The following is a 24881-nucleotide window of genomic DNA, read 5'->3' as shown; positions in this document are numbered from 1 at the left end:
GTGAATCCTGAATGAGGTTGTTATGCCTGAAATATCGCGGCGAGATTTTTTGAACGGAATGGCTATGCTTGGTTTGTCCGGATTGATGCGTCCGGCAGATGCACTGGCTGCCGCTTCAAGCCCTTATCCACCCCGGCTGACTGGATTGCGTGGAAATCATCCTGGCTCGTTTGAAGTGGCGCATGGGCTGGCATGGGGAGGTGGCGGAGACTTCGGTAAAGTCGAGGCCGGTGTCGAGAACTACGACTTGATTATTATCGGAGGTGGCATCAGTGGCCTGTCTGCTGCCTATTTTTATCGAAAACATGTCAAGTCAAATGCCAGAATTCTTGTTCTGGATAATCATGACGATTTTGGTGGCCATGCCAAGCGCAATGAATTCTTGATCGGTGGACGAGAGTACATCAGCTATGGCGGGGCGCAGTCTTTGGATAATCCATCTGCATACGGAAAAACTACATTGCGCATGTTGTCGGAGCTGGGGGTTGATTTATCCGCGCTGGCGCGAAGCTACGACAAGGATTTTTTCAAAAAATACCAAATGACTTCCGGTGTGTTTTTTGATGAGGCTGATTTTGGCAAATCAATGCTGCTGAAAAGTGGCATGCCTGTTGCCGGTAGTGTGGACGGTGAAATCAGCCAATGGCTGCCCGGCCTGTTGGCTCCGCCAGCATTTCAGGATGTCATCCAGCGTGCACCATTGACGGATGCCCAGAAAAAAATGCTACGCACGGTATTGGCTGGTTCCAGTCGCGGGGTGGATTACTTCAAGGGCGCCTTGGGTGAGAAAAGATTCTATGAAGGAAACTATATTGACTACCTGTCTGCGGTTTATCAGATAAAAGACAAGGGGCTGCTTAAACTGCTTTCCATGACCCTGGCGGAAGAAGCCGCACTGGGCGGGCGTGGCGTGTCAATGCCCTTGGCGCAGGAGTCCGGCTTGTTGGGTATTCCGGATGGCCGCAGCCTGGCCCGGGTGCTGGGGGATGCGTCTTTGATTCCTGATGCTGAGGGCGGCGATGAGTATACCTATCACTTTCCGGATGGGAATGCCACGCTGGCAAGGCTGTTGGTGGAAAAGCTGATTCCGGGCGTGGCAAATTTCAAGACGGTGGATGAAAGCCTGCTTAGCCGGTTTGACTATCAGAAACTGGATAATCCGAATAATCCGGTGCGCATCCGTTTGTCCAGTACGGTGGTGAAGGCGGATAACAAAGATAATGGAACTTTTGTCCAGTATGTGAGGAATGGAAAATTATACGAGGCCAGGTCTGCCTGCTGCGTGATGGCGGCCTGGCATATGATGGCCGCACATATCATTCCCAGCTTGCCAGCCAGTCAGAAGGCTGCCATGAAGGCAAATATAAAAATGCCTCTGATCTATGCTCAGGTGGCTTTACGCAATTGGAAAGCCATCCAGAAAAGCGGTGTGGCGGCTTCTTACTGTCCGGGCTCTTATTATCAGTTTGTACAAATGGACTTCCCGGTCAGGTTCTCCAGTTATGCCCCTGACCGCTCGCCAGACAAGCCCACGGTGTTGTTCATGTCACGCATGCCATGCCCTGCATTTGCCGAGGGGTCGGTGCCTGATCTGTTGCGGCAAGGGCGCGCGGAGGTGCTGAGTACCGACTTTGCGACCTATGAGAAAAATATCCGCCAGCAATTGGCAGCCATGTATGGGCCTGCCGGGTTGGATGTAAACAAGGATATCGCAGCAATTACCGTTAACCGCTGGTCTCATGGTTATACATTTGAAGATGCCATGTATAACAAACGTCCGGCCTACCTGACGTCAAGCATGCGTCATGGGCGTATAGCCATGGCCAATGCCGATGCCACTGGCCGGGCCTATGTTGATGGCGCTATTGATGCAGCATGGAAGGCGGTGCGGGAACTCAAGCGCTATGCGGTTTGAGATGGTTATGCCCAGTTGCATGGTCTGCGCACATTGAACTGACATGCAAAGGCTTGTGTATGTGTAGATATAAGACCGGGCTGCTTCCGGCTGCGCCTTTGTCATGTTGCATCTGCCGCGGTGTGTGCCGCAGTGGATTCAGCGGAAAAACGCGGCCTGACTGAAGTGTTGCAGCAAGTGGTCGAATACGGCGCGGATACGGGCGGGTACCGGCCCGCGCTGCGGTCGGTACAGATATAGCTGCCATGGCGCGGGGGCCAGCTGCGGCAATACCGCTTGCAGCTGACCGCTGGCCATCAGCGGCGCGGCCATGAAACCGGCCAGCTGGCCAAAGCCGATGCCGCCAAGCACGGCCTGGCATTCGGCGCGGGTATCGCTGGCCATGAATACCGGGGCAGGCGGCTGCCACTGTTGTTCACCGGCCAGAAACCACGGCCAGGGTTTGCCGGTATTCGGGTCCAGGCTCACCGTCACCGGCAGCGCTTCCAGCTCGGCCAGCGTGCTGGGGGTGCCGCAACGGGCCAGCAGGGCCGGGCTGGCCACGATGTGAAACGGCACCGGGCACACGGCGCGGGCAATCACCCGGCTGTCACGCATGAAGCCCACCCGGATGCCGATGTCGATCTGCTCATCAACCGTATTGCTCAGCACGTCGGACAGGCGCAAATCCACCCGCAAACCGGGGTGCAAGGGCAGCAGGCTGGCCAGCGCCGGTGTCAGATAGGCATCCCCGATGGCGGCCGGGGCGGTTATCCGCACCAGCCCGCTGATTTCATCCGCCGCCTGCGGGCCTTGATGCTGGAACAGTTGGTCCATTTCCCGCACCGTGTGCCTGGCACGCACTGCCAGGCTGGCGCCAAACTCGGTAATGCGGATATGGCGGGTATTGCGGTAGAACAGTACTTCGCCCAATAGCTGTTCCAGCTCCTTGATGGCACGGGTTACTGCCTGTGGCGAGCTGCCCAGTTGCTGTGCCGCTTCCTTGAAGCTGCTGCATTCCGCGGCCACGCAAAAGATGCGCAGCATTTCCAGCCGGTTCAACATGGTTTGGCTCCCGTCGCTGATTTATTCCATTTTTTGTCATTATAAAATGCAAACAATTTCATTTATTGGTGTTTTCTGCTGATGGATACTGCTCTGCAAGGCGGGACGGACCCGCCATCACATGGAGCAAGCAATGTCGAATGGAATCGCAGGAAAAGTCGTGGTGATTACGGGTGCCAGCAGCGGGCTGGGCGAAGCTACGGCCCGTCACCTGGCGGCGCTGGGTGCGCGGGTGGTACTGGGCGCACGCCGTGACGATCGCCTGCAGGCTCTGGTGGAGGATATCCGCCAGGCTGGCGGCGAGGCAGTACATGCGGTGACCGATGTCACCAGCAAGGCGCAAGTGCAGGCGCTGGTGGAGGCCGGTCGTGCTGCCTTTGGCCGGGTTGACGTGATGGTCAACAATGCCGGTCTGATGGCCATTGCCCCCATGTCGCAACTGCGCAGCGACGAGTGGGACCGCATGATAGACATCAATATCAAGGGCGTGCTGTATGGCATCGCCGCTGTTCTGCCCTTGTTCGAGCAGCAGGGCGGTGGCCATGTGATCAATATTTCGTCGGTTGCCGGCATCAAGGTGTTTGCGCCGGGCGGCACGGTGTATTCCGGTACCAAGTTTGCCGTGCGCGCCATTTCTGATGGCTTGCGCCAGGAGTTGGCCGGCAAGGTGAGGGTGACCTCCATCGAGCCGGGTGCCGTGGAGAGCGAGCTGAAGTTCGGCTCCAGTGACCCTGCCAGCCGTGAGGAAATCGTGGCGTTTTATCAGCAAGAGGCCATCCCGGCCGATTCGGTTGCCCGCGCCATTGCCTACGTCATCGAACAGCCGGCAGATGTAGCCATCAACGAAGTGGTATTGCGCCCGACTGTGCAGGAATTCTGAACCTGTAACCGTAAATGCAAACGTCCCCTCGCGTACAGGCGCGAGCGGGACGTTTTGTCTTGTCCGGCCGCAGGGTTGATATTGGCGCTGACTAGTCTGCCTCGGTCAGAGGGTCGGCGTGGGCTATTGCACCAAGGCGTGGTCTGCCAGCTTCGCTCTGACGCCACCACGGCTGGGTCTGGGCTGGGTGCAGAATGTCCAGCCGCTCGCCAAAGCGTGGTGTGCGCAGGCAGACATCGTGCCGGGCGGCCAGTGTGCTGATGCGCTCCAGCGGTTCGGTCCAGCCATGCAGTGCCAGATCGAAGGTGCCGTTGTGGATGGGCATCAGCACTTCGCCACGCAGGTCGAGATGGGCTTGCAGGGTTTGCTCGGGGTACATGTGCACATCGGCCCAGTCTTCGTTGTAGGCACCGTTCTCCAGCAGGGTGAGGTTGAAGGGGCCATGGCGCAGGCCAATCTGGCGGAAGCCGTCGAAATAACCGCTGTCGCCACTGAAAAATACCCGGCTCTGGCTGCTGCCAATCACCCATGACGCCCACAGGGTGCGGTTGCCATCCCGCAGGCCACGCCCGGAAAAGTGCTGGGCCGGGGTGGCGGTGATGTGCAGCGGCCCGGCAGTCACACTTTGCCACCAGTCCAGCTGGTGGATTTTATCCGCCGGTATGCCCCAGTCCTGCAGGCGCTGGCCCACGCCCAGCGGGGTGATGAACAGCTTGGTTCGCTGCTGCAAGGCAATGACGGTGCTGCGGTCCAGATGGTCGTAGTGGTCGTGGGAGATGATGACCACATCCAGCGGTGGCAAGTCATCCAGTGCGATGGGTGGCGCATGGAAGCGCTTGGGGCCGATGAAAGAAAAAGGCGAAGCGCGCTGGCCGAACACCGGGTCAGTCAGCAGGAAAGCACCATCCAGCTTGAACAGTACGGTGGAGTGCCCCAGCCGCCACAGGCTGTTGTCTGGTGCAGCGGCCAGGTCGGCCGGGCTCAGGGGCAGTGGCTGTATCGGCTGGGCGGGTACAGCCTGCGGTGATTTGTCGGTAAAAAAGCGCAGCATGATGCGCAGGGTGTCGCGCAGCCCGCCTGCGCGGCGTGGCTGGGCGTTGCGATAGCGGCCGTCACGCAGCAGGCTGCCGCCGGGCGATGGCTGGCCGGCTTCGACTACCGGTTGGTCTGTGTTCAAGGTGGGCATGAGGTTCTTCCTGGTGAGGGAAATGAAATGGCTTGCAGCTGGCTCAGGCGCAGCTTCTTGCCAGCTCGCCCTGTGCTGCCGGCATCTGCTCCTGCGGCGCAAACCAGTCTGGCAAGAGCGGGGTGGGGGCGCTGGCAGCATCCAGTAGCAGTAATTCGGTGGCGGACAGCTGCAAGGTGGTGGCGTGCAGGGCCTCTGTGTGCCGCATGGTGCTGTTGAATGCCGGCACGATGCTGGAAACCGCATCGCGGGCCAGCAGCCAGGCCAGCGCAATCTGCGTGGCGCTGGCCTGATGACCATCTGCAATGTCACGTAACAGTTCGGCCAGCCGGTGATTGCTGCGCGGGCTGTCTGTCAGTGTGGGGCAGCTGGCGTGACCTTGACTGGGCTTAAGGCCGCTTGGCTTGGCCTTGGCAATCAGCCCCAGGCCATAGCTTTGCAGCATGGGAATGGCTTCCCGCTCCGGGCTGCGGGTATTCAGGGCGTAGTGCAGCTCGCCAAAACAGAAGGGTGCCCAGCCGTGACGCTGTTGCAATTCCAGCGCTTTGGCCGCCTTCCAGGCGGGCCAGTTGGCAAAGCCCAGATAACGGACTTTCCCGCTACGTACCATGTCGTCCAGGGCTTGCAGGGTTTCTTCCAGCGGCGTGTACGGGTCTTCATGCGGTACCACGCACAGGTCCAGCCAGTCGCTGCCCAGCCGTTTCAGGCTTTGCTCGATGGACCATACAATATCGTTGCGCGACAGGCCGGGGTGGCTGTGGGTGCCGTTGCGCCGCGCGCCAAGCCGGCTGCTGACCAGCACTTCGGCACGGCGCTTGCCCAGTGCCTTGGCCAGCAGCGATTCCGCCATGCCGTCCATGCAGCTGGTGGCATCAAACAGATTGATGCCGGCATCCAGTGCCTGGGCTATGCCGCGGGCTGTCTGCTGTGCAGCATCCGGGCAGGCCGGGTCTGGCCGCGGTACTGCACAGGCCAGCCGGGAGAGGGTGGGGCCGCCAAGGCCCAGTCGCGCATAGTGCATGGCACAGTCCTGTTGTGAGTACTCACTCATTAATTGGGCAAAAAAACCGGTGCAATTGTCAGCGCACCGAGCCGGACCAGAACACCCGGAATCCGGCGCTCTTGTAGGCCTGGCCATTGGCCGGATCGCGCACCACAAACTGGATGGTGGTTTCCGCCAGCGCCATGAACACGGCATCGGCAAAACCACCGGGCAGGGCGGAGAGGCCGTTGTTGTCGGAGCAGGCCTGGGCGACACATTTGATGTCGGACAGCTGGCTTGCCACTGTGCAGCGGGTTTCATCGGTTACCTTGTCCGATACCACCAGCTGGTTCAGCGTCTTGAAAAAGGACAGATTGCTCACGCCCCAGTCGATGTAGGCATCCCACAGCGCACGCACCTGTCCGTCCAGACTGTCGTGCACGGCCATGTGCTGGCGCAGCGCGGCAGCCAGATCCAGCTTCAGGTGGGTGTAGAGCGCGTTGTACAGCACATCCTTGGTGGCGAAATAGCGGAACAGCGTGCCTTCGGCCACGCCAGCACCACGGGCGATCGACGCAGTGGACGCACCCAGCCCCTGCGCAGCCATGATGTCGGCGGCAGATTCCAGCAAGGCGATGCGCTTTTCTTCACTGCGGGGGAGGGCCATGGGTGGGGAAAGTAAGTGAGTAATTACTCATTCTAGCTGTGCGGGTTGGTCAGGCGCAAGTGAGTTGCACACCCCATGGGCGATGTGTTGCGGCAATGGTCTGGCTGGTTGCTGTTGCTACTTGCCGGGCTCAGCAAGCGGGCCACCGGCGAAGATGGCAGATTGTGCTGGCGCATTGCGCCATCTTGCAAAATAATGCGCCAGTCCAAATGAGATTATTTCAATAATGGCCCGTGAAAACCTGAATGATCTGCGCACTTTTGTCCTGGTAGCCCGCGAAGGCAGCTTTACCCGTGCGGCGGCCAAGCTGGGTGTATCGCCCTCGGCGGTGAGCCACACCATGCGCGCGCTGGAGGAAAGCATGGGCATGCGTCTGGTTACCCGCACCACCCGCAGTGTGGCGCTGACCACGGCAGGCGAGCAGGTGCTGGCCATTTTTGCCCCCCGGCTGGACGAAATTGAAGCCGAGCTGTCGGTACTGCGCGAGCAGCGTGACAAACCGGCGGGCAGCATCCGCATCACTGCGACCGATTTTGCCGCCGAGCACTACCTGCTGCCCAAGCTGGCGCAGCTACTGCCGGACTACCCGGACGTGCAGGTGGAGCTGTCCATCGACTACGGGCTGACCGATATTGTGGCGCAGCGCTTTGATGCTGGTATCCGCTTTGGCGACCAGGTGGCGCGCGACATGATTGCCGTGCGCATCAGCCCGGATATCCAGACCACCGTGGTGGCCACGCCAGCCTACTTTGCCCGCCATGGTGTGCCAGCGCACCCGCGCGAGCTGACCGAACACAACTGCATCAGCATGCGCCTGCCCACCTATGGCGGGCTGTACGCCTGGGAGTTCGAGCAGGGCGCGCACAAGTTTTCCATCCGGGTGGGTGGCCAGCTCATCATCAACACCCTGCCGCAGATGCTGAATGCCGCGCTGGCCGGCATGGGCATTGCCTATACCGCCCGCGATTATGTGCAGCCTTATCTCGCCGATGGCCGCCTGCAGGAAGTGCTGCAACCCTGGTGCGCGGTATTTCCCGGTTTTCATCTCTACTACCCCAGCCGCCGCCAGTCTTCGCGTGCGCTGATGCTGCTGGTGGATGCCTTGCGTTACCACGCCAGCCAGGCATAACTCTCCCCGTCGCGCTGTCTTCCGTGCAGCTTGCGCTGTCATTGATGAATTTATCTCACAATGGCATGCATGAAATTGCATCTAGTTCAGCAAAATCCCAGCTGATACATTTGCGTCCCTGATCAAGCGGTGAATACCCGGCTGGCATGTGCCGGCCCTTGTGCCGTGTTCACCCGACAACAAGACAGCGCCAATGCGGCCAGCCCGCACAGGCACTGCGTCGCCTTACCTGACCGGTCACGCGTATTGCGCTGGCCATCTGTGCTGACCTTACGGAACCAAACACATGAACCCACCCAACAAGGGCCGGCGACCGCTGGCCATGACTGCCATTTCCTTTGCCGTGCTGGCTGCCATTGGCGCGGCGGCCTGGCTTGGCCTGCACAGCCAGGCAGTGCAGGCGGATGCCCCGGCTGCCGCCAGCCAGGCTGTTCCTGTTTCTGCTGCCTTGCTGGTGCAGCAGGAAGTCAGCACCTGGCAGGATTTTTCCGGCCGCCTGGAGGCGGTGGAACGGGTGGAGCTGCGCTCGCGCGTGGCCGGTGCCATCCAGTCCGTGCACTTTCGTGAGGGTGCGCTGGTGAAGGCCGGCGACCTGTTGGTGTCTATCGACCCTGCGCCGTATCAGGCCGAGGTGGACCGTGCCGCCGCCCAGGTGGCCGCCGCCCAGTCCCAGCTGGTATTCGCCCGCAGCGAGCAGGAACGCGCCAGCCGCATGCTGGCCGACCACGCCATTGCCCAGCGCGATGCGGACGAGCGCAACAACGCTGCCCGCGCCGCCGATGCCAGCCTGAAGGCCGCGCAGGCCGCCTTGCAGACGGCACGGCTGAACCTGGGCTACACCGCCATCCGCGCGCCGGTATCCGGCCGGGTGGGCAAGCTGTTGGTGACTACCGGCAACCTGGTATCGGCCGGGCCGGATTCGCCGGTGCTTACCACGCTGGTGTCGGTAAACCCGGTGTATGCCAGCTTTGATGCCGACGAGGAAACCGTGAACAAGGCGCTGGCCGAGCTGCCGGATGCCGGCGCTGCCCGTGCGCGGCTGGGTGACATTCCGCTGCAGGTCGCCACCAGCACCGCGCAAACCTTCCCCGCCAAGCTGCAACTGGTGGACAACCAGGTGGATGGCAAGAGCGGCACGGTCAAGCTGCGCGCCACGGTGGATAACCGCGACGGCGTGCTGATTCCCGGCCAGTTCGTGCGCATCCGGCTGGGCCAGGCCAAGCGTCATCCGGCGCTGCTGCTGAACGAGCAGGCCATCGGCACCGATCAGGACAAGCGCTTTGTCATGGTGGTCGACAAGGACAGCAAGGCACGTTACCGCCAGGTGCAGCTGGGGGCCAGTGTCGATGGCCTGCGCATAGTCACCGCCGGCCTGCGTGCCGGTGAGCGGGTGATTGTGGACGGCCTGCAGAAAGTGCAGCCGGGCGCAACGGTAGCACCGCACATGGTGCCGATGCAGCCCCCGGCCACTGCGGCGGCCAATAGCTGATTTCCACGCGAAAGACATTCATGAACCTATCCAAATTCTTCATCGACCGCCCGATTTTTGCCGGGGTGCTGTCGCTGCTGATTTTCTTGGCGGGCCTGCTGTCCTTGCGGGTGCTGCCGATTTCGGAATACCCGGAAGTGGTGCCGCCGCAAATCATCGTGCGGGCACAGTTTCCCGGTGCCAACCCCAAGGTGATTGCCGAATCGGTGGCCACACCGCTGGAAGAAGCCATCAACGGCACCGAAGGCATGCTGTACATGAGCAGCCAGGCCACCACTGACGGCCTGATGACGCTGACGGTGACTTTCCAGATCGGCACTGATCCGGACAAGGCGCAGCAACTGGTGCAAAACCGCGTGGCGCAGGCCGAACCGCGCCTGCCGGAAGACGTGCGCCGCCTGGGCCTGACGACAATCAAGAGCAGCCCGGACCTCACGCTGGTGGTGCACCTGCTGTCGCCCAATGGACGCTACGACATGACCTATCTGCGCAACTACGCCATTCTCAATGTGCGTGACCGGCTGGCACGCATCAGCGGGGTGGGGCAGGTGGGGCTGTATGGCGCGGGCGATTACTCCATGCGCATCTGGCTGGACCCGCAAAAAGTGGCCATGCTTGGCTTGTCGGCCAGCGAGGTGGTGAGCGCCATCCGCGAACAGAACGTGCAGGCCGCCGCCGGCAGCATCGGTGCCTCGCCCAGTGCCAAGGGCATCCAGCTGCAATTCCCTATCAACGCGCAGGGCAGCCTGCAAACCGAGCAGGAATTCGGCGACATCATCGTCAAGACCGGTGCCGACGGTGCGGTAACGCGCCTGCGTGAGCTGGGCCGCATCGAGCTGGGCGCTTCGGAATACGCACTGCACTCCACGCTGGACAACAAGGCGGCGGTGGCCATTCCGGTATCGCAAGCCCCAGGCTCCAATGCCTTGCAGATTTCCGACCAGGTGCGCGCCACCATGGCCGAGCTGAAGAAATCCATGCCGGAAGGGGTGGACTACGCCATCGACTACGACCCCACCCAGTTTGTGCGCGCGTCAATCGAATCGGTGGTGCATACCCTGCTGGAAGCCATTGCGCTGGTGGTGCTGGTGGTGATCCTGTTCCTGCAAACCTGGCGTGCCTCGCTGATTCCGCTGCTGGCGGTGCCGGTGTCCATCGTCGGTACTTTCGCGGTGATGCACGGCTTTGGCTTCACCATCAACACCCTGTCGCTGTTTGGGCTGGTGCTGGCCATCGGCATCGTGGTGGATGACGCCATCGTGGTGGTGGAAAACGTGGAGCGCAACATCGAGGCCGGGCTGGACCCGCGTGCGGCCTCCTACCGCGCCATGCGTGAAGTATCCGGCCCCATCATCGCCATTGCGCTGGTGCTGGTGGCGGTATTCGTGCCGCTGGCCTTTATCGGCGGCCTGAGCGGCATGTTCTACAAGCAGTTTGCGCTGACCATTGCCATTTCCACGGTGATTTCTGCCATCAACTCGCTGACGCTGTCACCGGCACTGGCCGCCTTGCTGCTGCAACGCCACGATGCGCCGCAAGACTGGCTGACCCGCCAGATGGACCGCTGGCTGGGTGGTTTCTTCGACCGCTTCAACAGCCTGTTCAACCGCGGTGCCACCCGTTACAGCCAGGGCGTGAAGCAGGCCATCGGCCGCAAGTTTGTCATGCTGGCCATCTATGCCGGTCTGGCCGCACTGACGGCGGGGCTGTTCCACAGCATTCCGGGTGGCTTTGTGCCGGCGCAGGACAAGCAGTACCTGATCGGCTTTGCCCAGTTGCCGGACGGTGCCACGCTGGACCGCACCGATGCGGTGATACACCGCATGAGCGACATCGCACTGAAGATACCGGGCGTGGAGCACGCCATTGCCTTCCCCGGCCTGTCGATCAACGGTTTCACCAACAGTGCCAACTCCGGCATCGTGTTTGTCACCCTCAAGCCCTTCGAGGAGCGGCGCGGCAAGGCCATGAGCGCCAATGCCATTGCCGGGGCGATGAATGCCGAGTTCGGCAAGTTGCAGGACGCCTTTGTGGTGATGTTCCCGCCTCCGCCGGTACAGGGGCTGGGCACCACCGGTGGTTTCAAGCTGCAACTGGAAGACCGTGGCGGCCGGGGTTACGAGGCGATGGACAAGGCAGTGAAGGCTTTCATGGCCGGTGCCGCCAAGGCGCCGGAACTGGCCGGGCTGTATACCAGCTACCAGCTGAACGTGCCGCAGCTGCTGGCTGATCTGGACCGCAGCAAGGCCCAGCAGCTGGGGGTGAAGGTGACCGACGTGTTCAACACCATGCAGATTTATCTGGGCAGCCTGTACGTCAACGACTTCAACAAGTTTGGCCGTACCTACACCGTGCGGGTGCAGGCGGATGCCAACTTCCGTGCACGGCCGGAAGACGTGGGCCAGCTGCAGGTGCGCTCGGCCAACGGCAGCATGGTGCCGCTGTCGGCCCTGCTCAAGGTCAAGCCTAGCTTCGGGCCGGAACGGGCCATGCGTTACAACGGCTTTCTGGCGGCTGACATCAACGGCGGTGCCGCGCCCGGCTATTCCAGCGGACAGGCACAAGAGGCCGTGGCACGGGTAGCAGCACAAACCCTGCCGCCGGGCATTGGCTACGAGTGGACCGAGCTGACCTATCAGGAAATCCTGGCGGGCAATTCCGGCAGCTGGGTATTCCCCATCGCCATCCTGCTGGTATTCCTGGTGCTGGCGGCGCAGTACGAAAGCCTGGCACTGCCGCTGGCCATCATCCTGATTGTGCCGATGGCGCTGCTGGCGGCCATGGCCGGGGTATGGCTGAGCCACGGCGACAACAATGTGTTCACCCAGATCGGCCTGGTGGTGCTGGTGGGCCTCAGTGCCAAGAACGCCATCCTGATTGTCGAATTTGCCCGCGAACTGGAGTTTGCCGGACGCAGCCCCTTGCAGGCCGCCATTGAAGCCAGCCGCCTGCGCTTGCGCCCCATCCTGATGACCTCGATGGCCTTCATCATGGGCGTGCTGCCGCTGGTGCTGGCGCAAGGTGCCGGCGCGGAAATGCGCAATGCCATGGGCGTGGCGGTGTTCAGCGGGATGATAGGTGTCACCGTATTCGGGCTGTTCCTCACCCCGGTGTTTTATGTGCTGATGCGCCGTCTGTCCGGCAACCGGCCACTGAAGCTGCACGGCGAAGTGCCGCATCTGGACCCGATCGCCCAGCCGCCCATGGGGCATGAGCACGGCCATGCACTGCACCCGGCTGCCCAGCAACACCATGTCGAATAAGGAAGCGGATAGATGATCAACAGAATCACCCTGGGCCTGTTGCTGGCGGCTGCGCTGAGCGCCTGCGCCACGCCGCCCGCCATCGATGGCAGCCAGCTGCCGGCCACCCCGGCCAGCTACAAGAACCCGCCAGCGGCCACACTGGCCGACGGCAGCTGGACGCTGGCCGCACCGGCCGATGCCGCCACCCGTGGCGACTGGTGGCTGGCGTATCAGGACAGCACGCTGAACCGGCTGATCGACACCGCGCTGCAACACAATACCGACCTTGCCGCCGCAGCGGCCCGTCTGCAACAGGCTCGTGCCGCACTGGGCGTGGCCGATGCCGACCGCATGCCGCAGCTGGGCGTGAATGTCGGCAATGCGCGCGGCACGCAGGCCGGGGCCGGGCCGTCCGGTACCAGCCTGCTGAACAGCAGCAACACCACGCCGGTGAAGCTGACCAGCGTCGGGGCCAATTTCAGCTATGAAGTCGACCTGGCCGGTCGCCTGTCCGGTACCAGCCGCGCCGCCGCGCTGGATGCCGAAGCCAGCGCCGCACTGCTGCAGGGCGGCCGTCTGCTGGTTGCCAGCCAGGTGGCACAGGCTTACTTCAGCCTGCGCCTGCTCGACCAGCAACGTCAGTTGCTGCAAGACACCGTGCAGTCCTATGCCCGCACGGCACAGCTCACCCGCCAGCGCTATCAGGCTGGCGAGGAGTCCGGCCTGTCACTGGCGCGCATCGAAGCCGACAGCGAAGCCACCCGCGCCCAGGCCATTGCGCTGGACCGCCAACGCGCCCAACTGGAAAACGCACTGGCAGTGCTGACCGGCCAGCCGGCGTCCGGCTTCAGGCTGGAAGAAAGCCGCTGGAATGCCAGCCTGCCGCAGATTCCCGCGGGCTTGCCCGCCGCCATGCTGGCGCGCCGTCCTGATGTGGCAGCCGCCCAGCGCAAGCTGCTGGCCGCCCAGACCCGTGTCGGCGTGGCGCAAGCCGCCTGGTTTCCGGATCTGACACTGACCTCGGCCGGTGGCTATGCCAGCTCGCAGCTGCGCGACATCTTCCGCTGGTCGGCCCGCGCCTGGTCGGTGGAAGGCCTGCTGTCCCTGCCGCTGCTCGATGGTGGCCGCCGTCAGGCACTGCTGGGTTCGGCCCGTGCCGACATGGAGGTGGCGATGGCGGATTACCGCCACAGCATCCTGCAGTCTCTGGCAGAAGTGGAGGATTCGCTCAGCGACATCCGCCTGCTGGCGCAGCAGGAAGTAGCCCAGCAGCAAGCAGTGGACAGCGCCGCCCGCGCCAGTGCGCTGGCGGACTCACGCTATCGCAATGGCCAGACCGGCCAACTGGAACTGCTGGACGCCCAGCGCAGCGAATTGAGCATCCGGCGTCAGGCCTTGAGCATCCGACAGGACCGCTATCTGGCCTCGCTCAGCCTGATCCGCGCACTGGGAGGCAGCTGGGATGACAACGCCAGCCAGCAAACATCAACAAATCCGAAACCAAATTAAAGGAAACAGCATGAACAAATTCATCGCCCCCATCCTGCTGCTGGTGGCATGCAGCAGCCAGGTCTTTGCCTCCGATACTCCGGCGCAAAGCCAGACAACCCAGCAACATGCCCAGCGCAATGCCAATGATGACTTCTGCACCGCCGGAACCCCGTGCGAGGTAAACCGCCAGCGTGCAGGTGAGCATCACTGAGTCAGTGTCCCGTAATCCGTGATGAACCATAAAAAAGGCCATGCAGTGCATGGCCTTTTTTTACGGATAGCGTTAATCGGTGGTATGCACGCTGCTTAGCCGCTGTGCTCAGCCAATAGCTGCGCCACTTCTTCCCGCGTGGGTGCATGCGCACCATGCTGTCTTGCCGTGCAGGCCGCAGCGGCGGCAACAAAGCGCAGCAAGTCTTGCGGCGTGGCCTCCGGCTGGTGCAGCAAGTGCGTCATCCAGCTACCCATGGCTGTGTCGCCGCAGCCGACGGTATCGGCCACTGTTACCTGCATGGCAGCCTGCTGGTACTGTTTGCCGTTGGCAAACAGCGTCATGCCGTCGGCACCCCGGGTGAACAGGATGCAGGCTTGCGGAGCCTGTTGGCGCAAGGTGGCCAGTGCCGCGTGCTTGTCCAGTTCGGGATACAAGCCGAACAGGTCATCGTCCGCCACCTTGATGTAGTCAGCCAGGCATAGCATGGCCTTGAAATGTACCCGGTAACCTGGCGTGTGCATGCTGTTGCGGAAGTTGGGGTCAAAGGCAATCCGGCAGCCTTGTGCCGCCAGTTGTCTGGCCAGTTGCACCAGACGACTGGCCAGCGGTTCGCGTGCCAGGCTGATGCAGCCAAAATGGGCAATGCGTACCGACTGCTCCCAAGCCGCAGGCAGGTGGGCGGGGTCGAAGTGCAGGTCGGCACTGTTGTCGCCAATGAAAAAATATTGCGGTGGCCGGGTGGATGGCACCATGGCCAGCAGCGGCGGGTAGGGCAGTTGCTGGGTGTAGCGCATGTCCAGGCCCGCTGCTTGCGCGCCTTGCCACAGGGCATCGCCAAAACGGTCCTGGCTGACTGCTCCGGCAAAGGCTGCGTGGGCACCCAGCCGTGCCGCCACGCGCGCCACATTCCAGCAGGAGCCGCCCGGATAGTCTTGCCAGCGGCCATCGTCTTGCAGGATGAAGTCGGTCAGTGCTTCACCAAAAACCAGATAGTGCGGGTGCGTCATGCTGTCAGGCTTTCTCCGCTTGCGGCCATGCGTACCGGCATGGCATTGAGTGGCCAGAACGCCAGTTGCTCGATATAGATGTCGCCCTCTGTTTGCAGGCTGATGCCCTGGGCGTCTGCATCAGGGAAGATGCAGGCCGACATCACCACTGTGCCGTCAACGGCGAAGATTTCCAGCGTGCTGCGATCCAGCAGCAGATGCAATTGCAGCCTGTTGCCAGCGGGGAGTGGTGCGCGGCTGATACGGCCTTGTGCGCTGCCACTGTGACGGGTGTCCAGCACTAGCTCGGCCGTGGCTGGCAGCCAGCTCAGCCGGGTGTGACAGTGCTGGCCTTGTCGCAAGACAAGGTGACAGGCGCTGGCGTCCTCGCTGTGCAGGCTCAGTTGCAGTTCGGCGCACTCGCCGTGCACGGCGGCATGCTGCCAGTTGCCGTGAATGGCCTGATTGGTCAGTAACAGGCCTTCGCCACGCAAGGCTTGCAGTGCCGGGTGCGGTTGCTGGCTCAGTTCACCGTCATGCCAGCTCAGCAACCGTGGCGCGCTCAGGCAGTGGCTCCAGCCATCGGCCACGCTGGGGGTGTCGGGCTGTTCCGGCCTGCCCATCCAGCCCCACAGGATGTGTTCTCCATGCGGGCCGTGCAGGGTTTGCGGGGCGTAGAAGTCCGGGCCGTAATCCAGCGCCTGCGGAAGGTCAAATACAGCGCTGTCTTGCGGCCTGCTGGTGTAGCAGCTGGCATTGGCATTGGGCCAGGGCCAGCCTGTGCCGGCCTGCCCTTGCGGGCAGAACAGCAGCAGCTGGCGGTCTTGCAGGGTGAGCAGGTCCGGGCATTCGCACATATAGCCGTTGTTGCTGCCGGGTAACAGCTCGCCGCGCAGCGTCCATTTTTCCAGCGTAGGGCTGTGAAAATGCAGCACCGTGCCACTGCCGTTGTTGCGCTGCGCGCCCAGTACCAGGTGAAAACCGTCCCGTTCCCGCCATAGCCGCGGGTCGCGGAAATGGCTGGTATAACCGGCGGGCGGCTGCTGCAGCGTCGGGCCCAGTTTGGTGAAGTGGATGCCGTCGTCGGACACCGCCAGGCACTGGTAGCTGTGGCGTACTTCACCGTCACGCACATTGCCGGTGTATATCAGCCACAGCCGCTCGTCCATTACCCAGGCGGAGCCGGAATAACAGCCGTGGCTGTCATAACGCTCGCCCGGTTGCAGTGCAGGCGGGTGCAGGGTCCAGTCCAGCAGGTCCGGGCTGCTGGCATGGCCCCATGATTTGGCACCATGTGTGCAGGCATTGGGGTTCCACTGGAAAAACACATGGTAACGCCCGGCAAAATAAACCAGTCCGTTGGGGTCGTTCAGCAGCCCTTGCGGGGGCGACAGGTGAAAGGCCGGTCGCCAGTTGCCAGTGGCTGCGTGGTGCTTATTGCTCACGCTTTGCATCCTGTGTTTTCAGGCCTAACAGCCAGCTGGCGGCAAAGGCGCTGCCAAAGGCAATCAGCAGGCCGGCAATGTAAGACAGCATGCTGCCGGCCGGGACAATGGCAATGCCGGGCAGGCCGGTGACGCCGATGGCAGTCATCGACACCTGGTTGAACACTACCCAGGCGCCGCCCAGTGCGCCACCCAGCGCCGCGGCGACAAAGGGACGGACAAAGCGCAGGTTGACGCCGAAGATGGCAGCCTCGGTAATGCCCAGCAGGCAGGACAGGGCGGCCGGCAGGGCGATCTGTCTGACCTTGTTGTCACGGGTGCGGAAAAACACCGCCAGCGCGGCACCGCCTTGCGCCACATTGGCCATCGACCAGATGGGCAGCAGGAAATTCTTGCCAATGGCCGGGTTGCTGAGCAAACCCGCTTCGATGGCATGGAAGCTGTGATGCACACCGGTAATCACCACCAGCGAATACAGGCCACCAAACAGCAGGCCGGCCAGTGCACCGCCATGCTGGTAGATCAGCATCAGGCTGATGGAAATGGCATCCCCCAGCATGCGGCCGAAGGGGCCGATCAGCAGCAGCGCAATCAGCGCACTGCACATCAGCGTGAGAAACGGGGTCAGGATCAGATCCAGACTGTTGGGGACGATGCGGCGCAACTGGCGCTCGATATGACTTTGCACCCATACCGCCAGCAACACCGGCAACACCGTGCCCTGGTAGCCCACCTTGGCCACATGCATGCCGAACAGCGTCCAGTATTCATGAATGCCGGAACCAAGCGTCCAGGCATTCTGCAGGGCAGGGTGAATCATGATGCCGCCCAGCGCGGCTGCCAGGAATGGGTTGCCATTGAATTCGCGCGCGGCGGAGAAGGCAATCAGGATGGGCAGGAACACGAAGGCGGTGTTGGAGAACATGTCCACCATCTGCAGCCAGGGCGTGTTACTGGCCAGCCCCAGTGTCTTGGCGGTGCCGATGACGCCCATCAGCAGGCCACAGGCCACGATGACCGGAATGATGGGCACAAAGATATTGGACAGGGTCTGCGCCAGTCGCTGGGCCAGCCCCAGGCGGGCTGCCGCCAGTTTCTTGCTTTCCTGGGTGGAGGCCTGATTCAGTCCGGTGCTGGCAATCAACGCCGCGCAGACGTGGTTGACCAGCCCTTGCCCCAGCACGATCTGGAACTGACCGCCATTGACAAAGCTGCCTTTCACGCTGTCCAGCGCATCCAGCGCGGCCTTGTCCACCCGCTGCGTGTCGCGCAGCACCAGGCGTAGCCGGGTGGCGCAATGGGCAATGCTGTCGATGTTCTCTGCGCCGCCTACCAGGGGCAGGATATCGGCGGCAATTTGTTGGTAATTCATTGTCTCCTCCATATGGTAACGTTACCACATTTGCGTTTTAAAAAGCCCCAAAGTGTTACGGGGCCAACTGCCGTGCGCTATCGCGCATCTTGATGGTGAACGGCATCACCAGCTTGCTGCTGGTGGCCGTCTTTTGCTGCAACTGGTCCAGCAGCAATTGCGCTGCCTGGCGGCCACTGGCCTGGTAATCGTAATGCACGGTGGAAAGGCGCGGCTGCATCATGGCGGCAATATCGATATCGCCCATGCCGGCCACCGAAACATCTTGCGGCACGCGCAAGCCCAGTTCTGTCAGACGGCTGATGGCGCCAATGGCCAGCCGGTCGGTGGCCGCCAGCAGGGCAGTGGGCCGCTGCGACAGGGCCATCAGCAGGTCCACGGCCTGTGCCGCGCTGGCAAAATCAAAGCCGCCTGCCGTCATCAGGGTGTCATCCGGTGTAATGCCTGCTGCTGCCAGGGCGTTCTGGTACCCGCGCTTGCGCTCGCCGCCTACTTGAACGTCGCGGGCATTGACGCCGATAAAGCCAATGCGCCGATGGCCGCGCTCCAGCAAGGCCTGGGTCAGCGCGGTGGCGGCGGCGCATTCGTCCTGCAATACGCAGCTGAGGCCCAGTGCCGAAGCGTCCTGACCCAGCACCACCAGCGGGCGTTGCAGCATGGCAAAAGCCTGGCGGTGTTGCTCGCCCAGTTCGGCAGCCAGCAGCAGCACGCCGTTGACGCGTTGCTCCTTGAACAGTTGCAGGGCCTTGAGTTCGCGCTCGGCCTGATTGTCGGTATGCGCCAGCAGCAGGCTGTAGCCCGCAGCTTCCAGCACGGCGGAAATGCCCGCCACCATGGCGCTGATGCTGTAGGAGTCGATACGCGGAATCACCACGCCCACCAGCGAGGACTGTTTGCGCTGCAAGCCCTTGGCCACGGCGCTGGGGACAAAGCCGGTGGCGGCAATCACCCGTTCGATGCGCTCGCGTACCTCGGCTTTGACATAGCCGGACTGGTTGAGCACCCGCGACACGGTGGAGACGGAAGTCTGCGCCAGCGCAGCCACTTCGCGAATGCTGTTGGCAGTTTGTGGTAACGTTTCCATGTTGCGCAGGCTAACCGCAGGGCCGGGGCCTTGTCAATCGGCTTGGCTGTTGTGTGGCTGGTGTATTGCGTGGTGGGGCAGGGCCTGCCTGTGCGGCTTCTGGCCGGTTTCAGGCAGGCTGGCGCAGCCGGGCCAGCAGAAAGTCGACAAATGCCCGCACCCGTGCCGACAGGTGACGGTTTTGCGGGTAGGTGACGGAAAACTGCCGTGCCCGGCCAGCGTGATCCGGCATCACCTCCACCAGCTCGCCGCGTGCCAGTGCGGGCGCGGCAATGAAATGGTAGGTCTGGAACAGTCCGCCTCCGGCCATCCCCCAGCTGATGCAGCCCTGGGCATCGTCCAGCAGGCGCAGGCGGCTGTGGAACTGATGGTCCAGCGCTTCGCCACCGGGCAGGGTCAGCAGCCATGGCATGGCGCGGCCGGTGCTGGGCAGGATGAATTGCAGGCAGTCATGCCCGGCCAGCTCATCAATCTGCCGCGGCACGCCGCGCCGGGCGAGATAACCGGGTGTGGCAAAGATGCCAAGCGTGGCGTCTTCCAGCTTCTGCACCACCAGGCGGGAATCCTGTGGTGTGCCGATGCGGATGGCCAGGTCGTAGCCTTCTTCGACAATATCAGCCACCCGGTTGGATAGGCTCAGCTCCAGTTCGATCTGCGGATAGGCGCTGGTGAATTCCTCCAGCAAGGGCAGCAAGCGGTAATTGGCGTACAGGGTGCCAACACTGATGCGCAGCAGGCCGCTGGGCACTTTCTGCCGGCCGGTGATGGTGCGCTCGGCTTCGGCAATCTGGTCCAGTGCCTGGCGGCATTGCTGCCAGTACAGTTCGCCTTCGTGGGTCAGCCGCATGGTGCGTGTGGTGCGTGCAAACAGGCGTACACCCAGCCGTTCTTCCAGACGCTTGATGGCCCGGCTGACCGAGGCTGGCGTCAGCCCCAGCGCTTCCGCCGCCGCGGAAAAACTGCTCAGCTCTGCCGCTTTGCAAAACAGGGCGATGGTGCTGATCTGGGTGGCGTCGAATGCGGGCATATTTGTTCTTTTATGTAACAGATGATGTGATTTTACCGCCATTTATTCGCTGATGTGCAATGCGTACAGTAGCAGCAGACTTTCTTACTGTTAACTGCCGCAAGGAAAACATCATGAGCGACATTATCTGGCCGGCCGGCTATGTGCCCGGCTTTACCGACAATTACTGTTCCAATGAAGTGATTGTCACTGGCGTGACCATCGAAAAACTGTGGACCTTGCTGAACACACCGCAGCTGTGGCCTGGCTACTATGCCAATTCGGCCAATCCGCGCTTTTACGATGGCAAGGGGCCGGAACTGGCCATGGGCGACCGTTTTTACTTTGAAACCTTCGGCTTCCCGGTGGAGGCGCAAGTGGTGGAGTACATCGCGCCAGTCCCCGGCCAGGCTGCCCGCATTGCCTGGCATGGCTGGGCCGGCAGCACGGCGGAAGACAGGCTGGATGTACATCACGCCTGGCTGATTGAAGAGCTTTCTGCTGGCCGGGTGCGCATCCTCACGCAGGAAACCCAGGTGGGCAAGCCGGCGCAGGCGCTGGCCCAAACCAGGCCCAATCCCATGATCAACGGCCATCAGGACTGGCTGGATGGCATGGTGGCCGCTGCACGGCAGTCATGAACGTGGCCGGAGGGCTGTCCGCGTCGCATTCCTGCGCCGGATAGCCCTCCGGTTCTGTCATGACGACCATGTGCTTACAGCATCATCCCGCCCGAAGCTTCAATCCGCTGGCCGGTAATCCAGTTGCTGTCCGCGGTCAGCAAGGCGGCGATGGCGTCGCCAATGTCGTCGGGCAGTCCGGCCCGGCCCATGGCGGTATTGGCGGCAATCATGGCATTCACCTGCGGGTTGTCACGTGTCTGGCCGCCGCCGAAGTCGGTTTCGATGGCACCGGGTGCCAGCACGTTTACCGAAATGCCGCGCGGCCCCAGCTCCCTGGCCAGGTAGCGGGTGAGGGTTTCCACCGCGCCTTTCATGGTGGCGTAGGCGGCATAGCCGGGGAAGCTGAAGCGCGCGAGGCCGCTGGATATGTTAAGGATGCGTCCGCCGTCGGCTATCAAGGGCAGCAGGGTCTGGGTGAGGAAGAACACCCCCTTCAGGTGCACATTCATCAGTGCATCGAATTGTTCCTCGGTGGTTTCGGCAAAGCTGCCGTAAATGCCCATGCCTGCATTGTTCACCAGATGGTGAATCCGCCCGGTTTGCCATTTGTCCTGCAGCACGGTTTTCAGCTGTTCTGCAAAGGTGGCAAAGCTGCGCACATTGCCGGCATCCAGCTGCAGCGCTGCCGCGCGGCGGCCCAGTTGTTCTAGCTGGTGGACCAGCGCGTCGGCTTCGTCCCGCCGGGTGTGGTAGGTGATGATGACATCGATGCCCTTGGAGGCAAGCTTGAGTGCTGCATTCTTGCCAAGGCCACGGCTGCCGCCGGTGATGAGTGCGATGCGTTGTTGCATGGTGTTCTCCTGCGAGAGGTGGAGTGGGGCATTGCCTGCCGGATGCTGTGCAGTCTATTGCCGATTAATTTGCCGATAAACATGCAATTTATGGCTAGACTGTCCAGTATTTGCTAACAATAAGGCGCACCACCATGAATCAATTCGACGCCATGCAGGTTTTTGTCCGCGTTGCCGAACTGTCCGGCTTTACTGCCGCGGCAGAAAGCCTGGGGCTGCCCAAGGCAACGGTTTCACTGGCGGTGCAGCAGCTGGAGAACCAGCTGGGCACCCGCTTGTTGCACCGGACCACGCGCAGCGTGCAACTGACGCAGGACGGGCAGGTGGTGCTGGAGCGCTGCAAGGACCTGCTGGCCGACATGAGCGAATTGCAGCAGATGTTTCGCTCAGAGCCTGCCGCGCTCAGCGGGCGCTTGCGGGTGGACATGCCGCTGGCCATTGCGCGCGAGCTGGTGATTCCGCAACTGCCGGACTTTCTGCGTCAGCATCCGGCCTTGCAGCTGGAATTGAGCAGCACCGACCGGCGGGTGGACCTGGTGCGTGAGGGCTTTGACTGTGTGTTGCGGGTGGGAACCTTGCTGGATTCCAGCCTGATTGCCAAGCCGGTCGGGCAGTACCGGATGATCAACTGCGCCAGCCCGCGCTATATCGCCGAATACGGCATGCCGCAGTCACCGGCCGAGCTGGACCGGCACCGGCTGGTGCATTACCAGGCCAATTTTGGCGGGCGGGACCCCGGTTTTGAATATGTCGACCCGCAAGCGCCGGGCAGCGTGCACCATGTCGCCATGGCCGGTGTGCTCACCGTTAACAATTCCGAAGCCTATACCGCAGCCTGCCTGGCTGGCCTTGGCATCGTGCAGTCGCCCGAGCCGGGCATGCGCAGCTATCTTGCCAGCGGGCAGCTGGTGGAAATACTGCCCGACTATCGCCCGGCACCGATGCCGATTTCCTTTATCTATGCCAACCGTCGCCAGCTGCCGCAGCGGGTGCAGGTATTCATGAACTGGATGACCGACTTGTTACAGTCCCGCTTGCAGAAGATGGACGGGTAGTATGCCACCGGTGGTCTGCCGGATTATTGATTGCCGCCTGCGTGGTTCTGTTGCCGTAACTGGAAGGAGGCTCAACGCAGTTTCCATTTGATGATGTGTTGCTTGCTGTTGCAGGACCAAGCAGAGATGGGGGCATGTACATAGTGCAAAGTGAGTGGAGTATTCGCAGCAATACCATGCTTGGGGAATGAAGGAAGGGGCTGACCGGGGAGAGGCCAGCCCGTGTGGTGCGGGTTTACACCTTGAAGCGGCTGAACATTTCGCGCATTTTCGAGGCGGCGTCATTTAGGGTGGACAGTGTACTGTGCACGCCCTGCAAGGACTGGTCGCTGTCGATGATGCGGTTGTTGATGCGTTCGGTGCTTTGCGAAATGGCAGTGGTGGCGTTGTGCTGTTCCTTGGTGGACAGCGAAATCTCGTTCATCTTGTTCACCACGTCCTGCATGGCCTGGCGGATGTCGTCGATACGCTTGACCGCGCCCTGGGTGATTTCCACCCCGCCATCCACCGAGTTGACGGTCTGCTGCATATTGCTCACCGCCTGGCTGGTTTCGCTGCGGATGGTGTTCACCATGCTGGTGATTTCCAGTGTGGCTTGCGCCGTGCGCTCGGCCAGCTTGCGTACTTCGTCCGCCACCACGGCAAAGCCGCGGCCCATCTCGCCGGCGCGTGCCGCTTCGATGGCGGCATTCAGGGCCAGCAGATTGGTTTGATCGGCAATATCCTTGATGACATTGGTAATGCCGGTAATCTGCTGCGAACGGTTGTCCAGGGTTTCCAGAATGCCGGACAGGCCCTTGACGGCATCCACCGTGCGCGCCATTTCGGACGAAATCTGCTTGATGTCACTGGCGCTCTGGGTGGAGGCGCTGTCGGTCTGGCTCACCAGCTGGTCTGCTTCGCGGGTGGATTCGGCAATATGGGCAATGCTGACCGTGATTTGCTCCAGCGTGGCGGCGTTGCCGCTGAATACGTCGGAAATCTCGCGTGAGTCCTCGGCCACCCGGCGTACCGTGCTGCCGGCTTCATCGACTCCGCTGATCACCCGGTCCGCTTCCTGTTTGACCTGGCGGAACATGTCACGCAGATGATCGACGAACAGATTGAAGGCATGGGCGGTTTCGGCAATTTCATCCTGACCGGATACCTCGATGCGGCGGGTGAGGTCGGCTTCGCCACGGGCAATTTCATTCATGGCCTGGTTCAGGTGACGCAGGCCCTTGAGCATGGAGGCCAGAATCACGCTGGCAATGGGCACCAGCACCAGCAGCGAAACAACGGCGATGATGACAATGGTCAGCAGCAGCTTGTTCAGTGGTTCGCGGATCACGCTGTCGTTCATCACCACGCCCAGCAACCAGTCGGTACCCGGAATGGCCACCACCTTCACGTATTTGTTGCTGTCTTCCATCTGGATCAACTGCATGGCATTGCTGCTGGCCAGGCTGTTCAGCTGTTCGGCCGACAGGGTGGGGGCAATGCTGCTGATGGGTTTGAGTGTCAGCTGCTGATTGTGGTGGGCGATGATGTTGCCGCTCTTGTCCACCAGGAAGGCATAGCCATCGCCGCGCAGCTTGATCGACAGCACGGTCTTTACCAGGGCGTCGATGAAAATGTCACCGCCCACCACGGCCTTGAGTGCGCCGCCAGAGGACACCGGGGAAACAAAGGTCAGGCACAGCTTGCCGGTATCAAAGTCCACATAAGGGGCCGACACCGTGGCCTTGCCTGCGGCTACGGCCTGCTGGTACCAGGGGCGCTTGGCCGGGTCGTAGCCGGGCTTCTGGGCGTGGCCGTCGGAATAGACAATGTGGTGATCGGCAAAGCCGACATAGGTCAGCGAGAAACCACCGGCTTCATTGATGCGGGCCAGGGTGGGGACAGGGTCCGGATGGTCGGCCAGCGGGTTACCTGCCACCACGGCGCGCAACTTCTCGTCGTACCAGCTTTTGACAAAAGTGCCATAGCCGTTGGCTGTGCCACTTAATTCGTTTTCCACCCCGGTGACAATACTGCTGCGCATCTGGTTGTACACCAGCGCGGCAATACAGGTGCTCAGGATGGCCAGCAATATTGCAACAAAGACAATCAGTTTGGCTTTTAACGACCGCATTATCCACACTCCTTTATAGTTTTATGTTCCGGCTAGCAGGTGCCGTGGGCAGTATCCACCTGCCTTGTTGCCAGTTGATTTCAGACGCAAGACGTCTTCGCCAG

Annotated in this window: 19 protein-coding genes and 1 pseudogene; 9 read left to right on the top strand and 11 right to left on the bottom strand. The window is 61.8% G+C overall.

What is annotated here, in order from left to right; translation table 11 throughout:
* Positions 1-22: 22 nt before the first annotated feature.
* Positions 23-1915, top strand: coding sequence for an FAD-dependent oxidoreductase (locus ACE3SE_RS16850; RefSeq protein WP_374556992.1), 1893 nt, complete (start codon positions 23-25; stop codon positions 1913-1915).
* 138 nt (positions 1916-2053) lie between these two features.
* On the opposite strand, the gene ACE3SE_RS16845 is transcribed toward ACE3SE_RS16850, so the two are convergent.
* Positions 2054-2959: a LysR family transcriptional regulator gene (locus ACE3SE_RS16845; RefSeq protein ID WP_131359676.1), complete on the bottom strand. Its 906-nt coding sequence runs from the start codon at positions 2957-2959 to the stop codon at positions 2054-2056.
* Positions 2960-3092: 133 nt separating this feature from the next.
* Between ACE3SE_RS16845 and ACE3SE_RS16840 the strand changes: the two genes are divergently transcribed.
* The gene (locus tag ACE3SE_RS16840; RefSeq protein ID WP_374556989.1) at positions 3093-3839 is read left to right on the top strand and encodes an SDR family oxidoreductase; all 747 of its coding nucleotides are present in this window, start codon (positions 3093-3095) and stop codon (positions 3837-3839) included.
* 91 nt (positions 3840-3930) lie between these two features.
* On the opposite strand, the gene ACE3SE_RS16835 is transcribed toward ACE3SE_RS16840, so the two are convergent.
* From ACE3SE_RS16835 to ACE3SE_RS16825, 3 genes are read right to left on the bottom strand one after another with little or no spacing between them, the layout of a single operon-like run.
* Positions 3931-5025, bottom strand: a complete 1095-nt coding sequence (locus ACE3SE_RS16835; protein ID WP_374556986.1) for an MBL fold metallo-hydrolase — start codon at positions 5023-5025, stop codon at positions 3931-3933.
* A 43-nt stretch (positions 5026-5068) separates the two neighbouring features.
* A complete protein-coding gene (locus ACE3SE_RS16830) occupies positions 5069-6046 on the bottom strand; it encodes an aldo/keto reductase (RefSeq protein WP_374556984.1) in 978 nt (325 codons plus the stop codon).
* A gap of 58 nt (positions 6047-6104) precedes the next feature.
* Complete coding sequence (locus ACE3SE_RS16825; RefSeq protein WP_045844734.1) at positions 6105-6674, bottom strand: TetR/AcrR family transcriptional regulator; 570 nt, start codon at positions 6672-6674, stop codon at positions 6105-6107.
* 226 nt (positions 6675-6900) lie between these two features.
* Here ACE3SE_RS16825 and ACE3SE_RS16820 point away from each other — a divergent pair, with 226 nt between their 5' ends.
* From ACE3SE_RS16820 to ACE3SE_RS16800, 5 genes and pseudogenes are all read left to right on the top strand, one after another.
* Positions 6901-7803, top strand: a complete 903-nt coding sequence (locus ACE3SE_RS16820; RefSeq protein ID WP_374556981.1) for a LysR family transcriptional regulator — start codon at positions 6901-6903, stop codon at positions 7801-7803.
* Positions 7804-8089: 286 nt separating this feature from the next.
* Positions 8090-9292, top strand: coding sequence for an efflux RND transporter periplasmic adaptor subunit (locus ACE3SE_RS16815; RefSeq protein ID WP_374556979.1), 1203 nt, complete (start codon positions 8090-8092; stop codon positions 9290-9292).
* 20 nt (positions 9293-9312) lie between these two features.
* A pseudogene (locus ACE3SE_RS16810) lies at positions 9313-12441 on the top strand (efflux RND transporter permease subunit); the annotation flags it as partial.
* 126 nt (positions 12442-12567) lie between these two features.
* Positions 12568-14046, top strand: coding sequence for an efflux transporter outer membrane subunit (locus ACE3SE_RS16805; protein ID WP_374556975.1), 1479 nt, complete (start codon positions 12568-12570; stop codon positions 14044-14046).
* 10 nt (positions 14047-14056) lie between these two features.
* Positions 14057-14239, top strand: a complete 183-nt coding sequence (locus tag ACE3SE_RS16800; protein WP_374556973.1) for a hypothetical protein — start codon at positions 14057-14059, stop codon at positions 14237-14239.
* A gap of 95 nt (positions 14240-14334) precedes the next feature.
* Here the strand turns inward: ACE3SE_RS16800 and ACE3SE_RS16795 are convergent, their stop codons facing one another.
* From ACE3SE_RS16795 to ACE3SE_RS16775, 5 genes are all read right to left on the bottom strand, one after another.
* Positions 14335-15249, bottom strand: coding sequence for a carbohydrate kinase family protein (locus ACE3SE_RS16795; RefSeq protein ID WP_374556971.1), 915 nt, complete (start codon positions 15247-15249; stop codon positions 14335-14337).
* Positions 15246-16673 carry a glycoside hydrolase family 32 protein gene (locus ACE3SE_RS16790; protein ID WP_374556969.1) on the bottom strand — a complete coding sequence of 476 codons (1428 nt, stop codon included), beginning with the start codon at positions 16671-16673 and terminating at the stop codon, positions 15246-15248. Before ACE3SE_RS16790 ends, ACE3SE_RS16795 begins: the two co-directional genes overlap by 4 nt.
* Positions 16663-18045 (bottom strand): sucrose-specific PTS transporter subunit IIBC, encoded by a 1383-nt coding sequence (locus ACE3SE_RS16785; protein ID WP_374556967.1) that lies wholly within the window; start codon positions 18043-18045, stop codon positions 16663-16665. The genes ACE3SE_RS16790 and ACE3SE_RS16785 overlap by 11 nt, the downstream gene beginning before the upstream one ends.
* Before the next feature lie 55 nt (positions 18046-18100).
* Entirely contained in the window at positions 18101-19129 is a 1029-nt protein-coding gene (locus ACE3SE_RS16780) for a LacI family DNA-binding transcriptional regulator (protein WP_374556965.1), read from the bottom strand.
* Positions 19130-19238: 109 nt separating this feature from the next.
* Positions 19239-20156, bottom strand: coding sequence for a LysR family transcriptional regulator (locus tag ACE3SE_RS16775; protein ID WP_062787819.1), 918 nt, complete (start codon positions 20154-20156; stop codon positions 19239-19241).
* 113 nt (positions 20157-20269) lie between these two features.
* Here ACE3SE_RS16775 and ACE3SE_RS16770 point away from each other — a divergent pair, with 113 nt between their 5' ends.
* Entirely contained in the window at positions 20270-20776 is a 507-nt protein-coding gene (locus ACE3SE_RS16770) for a hypothetical protein (RefSeq protein ID WP_062787821.1), read from the top strand.
* Positions 20777-20850: 74 nt separating this feature from the next.
* Here ACE3SE_RS16770 and ACE3SE_RS16765 read toward each other — a convergent pair whose 3' ends face one another.
* Positions 20851-21609, bottom strand: coding sequence for an SDR family NAD(P)-dependent oxidoreductase (locus ACE3SE_RS16765; RefSeq protein WP_374556962.1), 759 nt, complete (start codon positions 21607-21609; stop codon positions 20851-20853).
* Positions 21610-21743: 134 nt separating this feature from the next.
* On the opposite strand from ACE3SE_RS16765, the gene ACE3SE_RS16760 reads away from it, so the two are divergent.
* Entirely contained in the window at positions 21744-22664 is a 921-nt protein-coding gene (locus ACE3SE_RS16760) for a LysR family transcriptional regulator (protein WP_374556960.1), read from the top strand.
* A 235-nt stretch (positions 22665-22899) separates the two neighbouring features.
* Here ACE3SE_RS16760 and ACE3SE_RS16755 read toward each other — a convergent pair whose 3' ends face one another.
* Positions 22900-24777, bottom strand: a complete 1878-nt coding sequence (locus ACE3SE_RS16755) for a methyl-accepting chemotaxis protein (RefSeq protein ID WP_374556958.1) — start codon at positions 24775-24777, stop codon at positions 22900-22902.
* Positions 24778-24881: the final 104 nt, after the last annotated feature.

This window comes from Aquitalea pelogenes (genome assembly GCF_041914625.1).
Lineage (GTDB): Bacteria > Pseudomonadota > Gammaproteobacteria > Burkholderiales > Chromobacteriaceae > Aquitalea > Aquitalea pelogenes.
The sequence above is the reverse complement of the archived record's forward strand: the minus strand, read 5'-3'. Positions and strand labels throughout refer to the sequence as shown.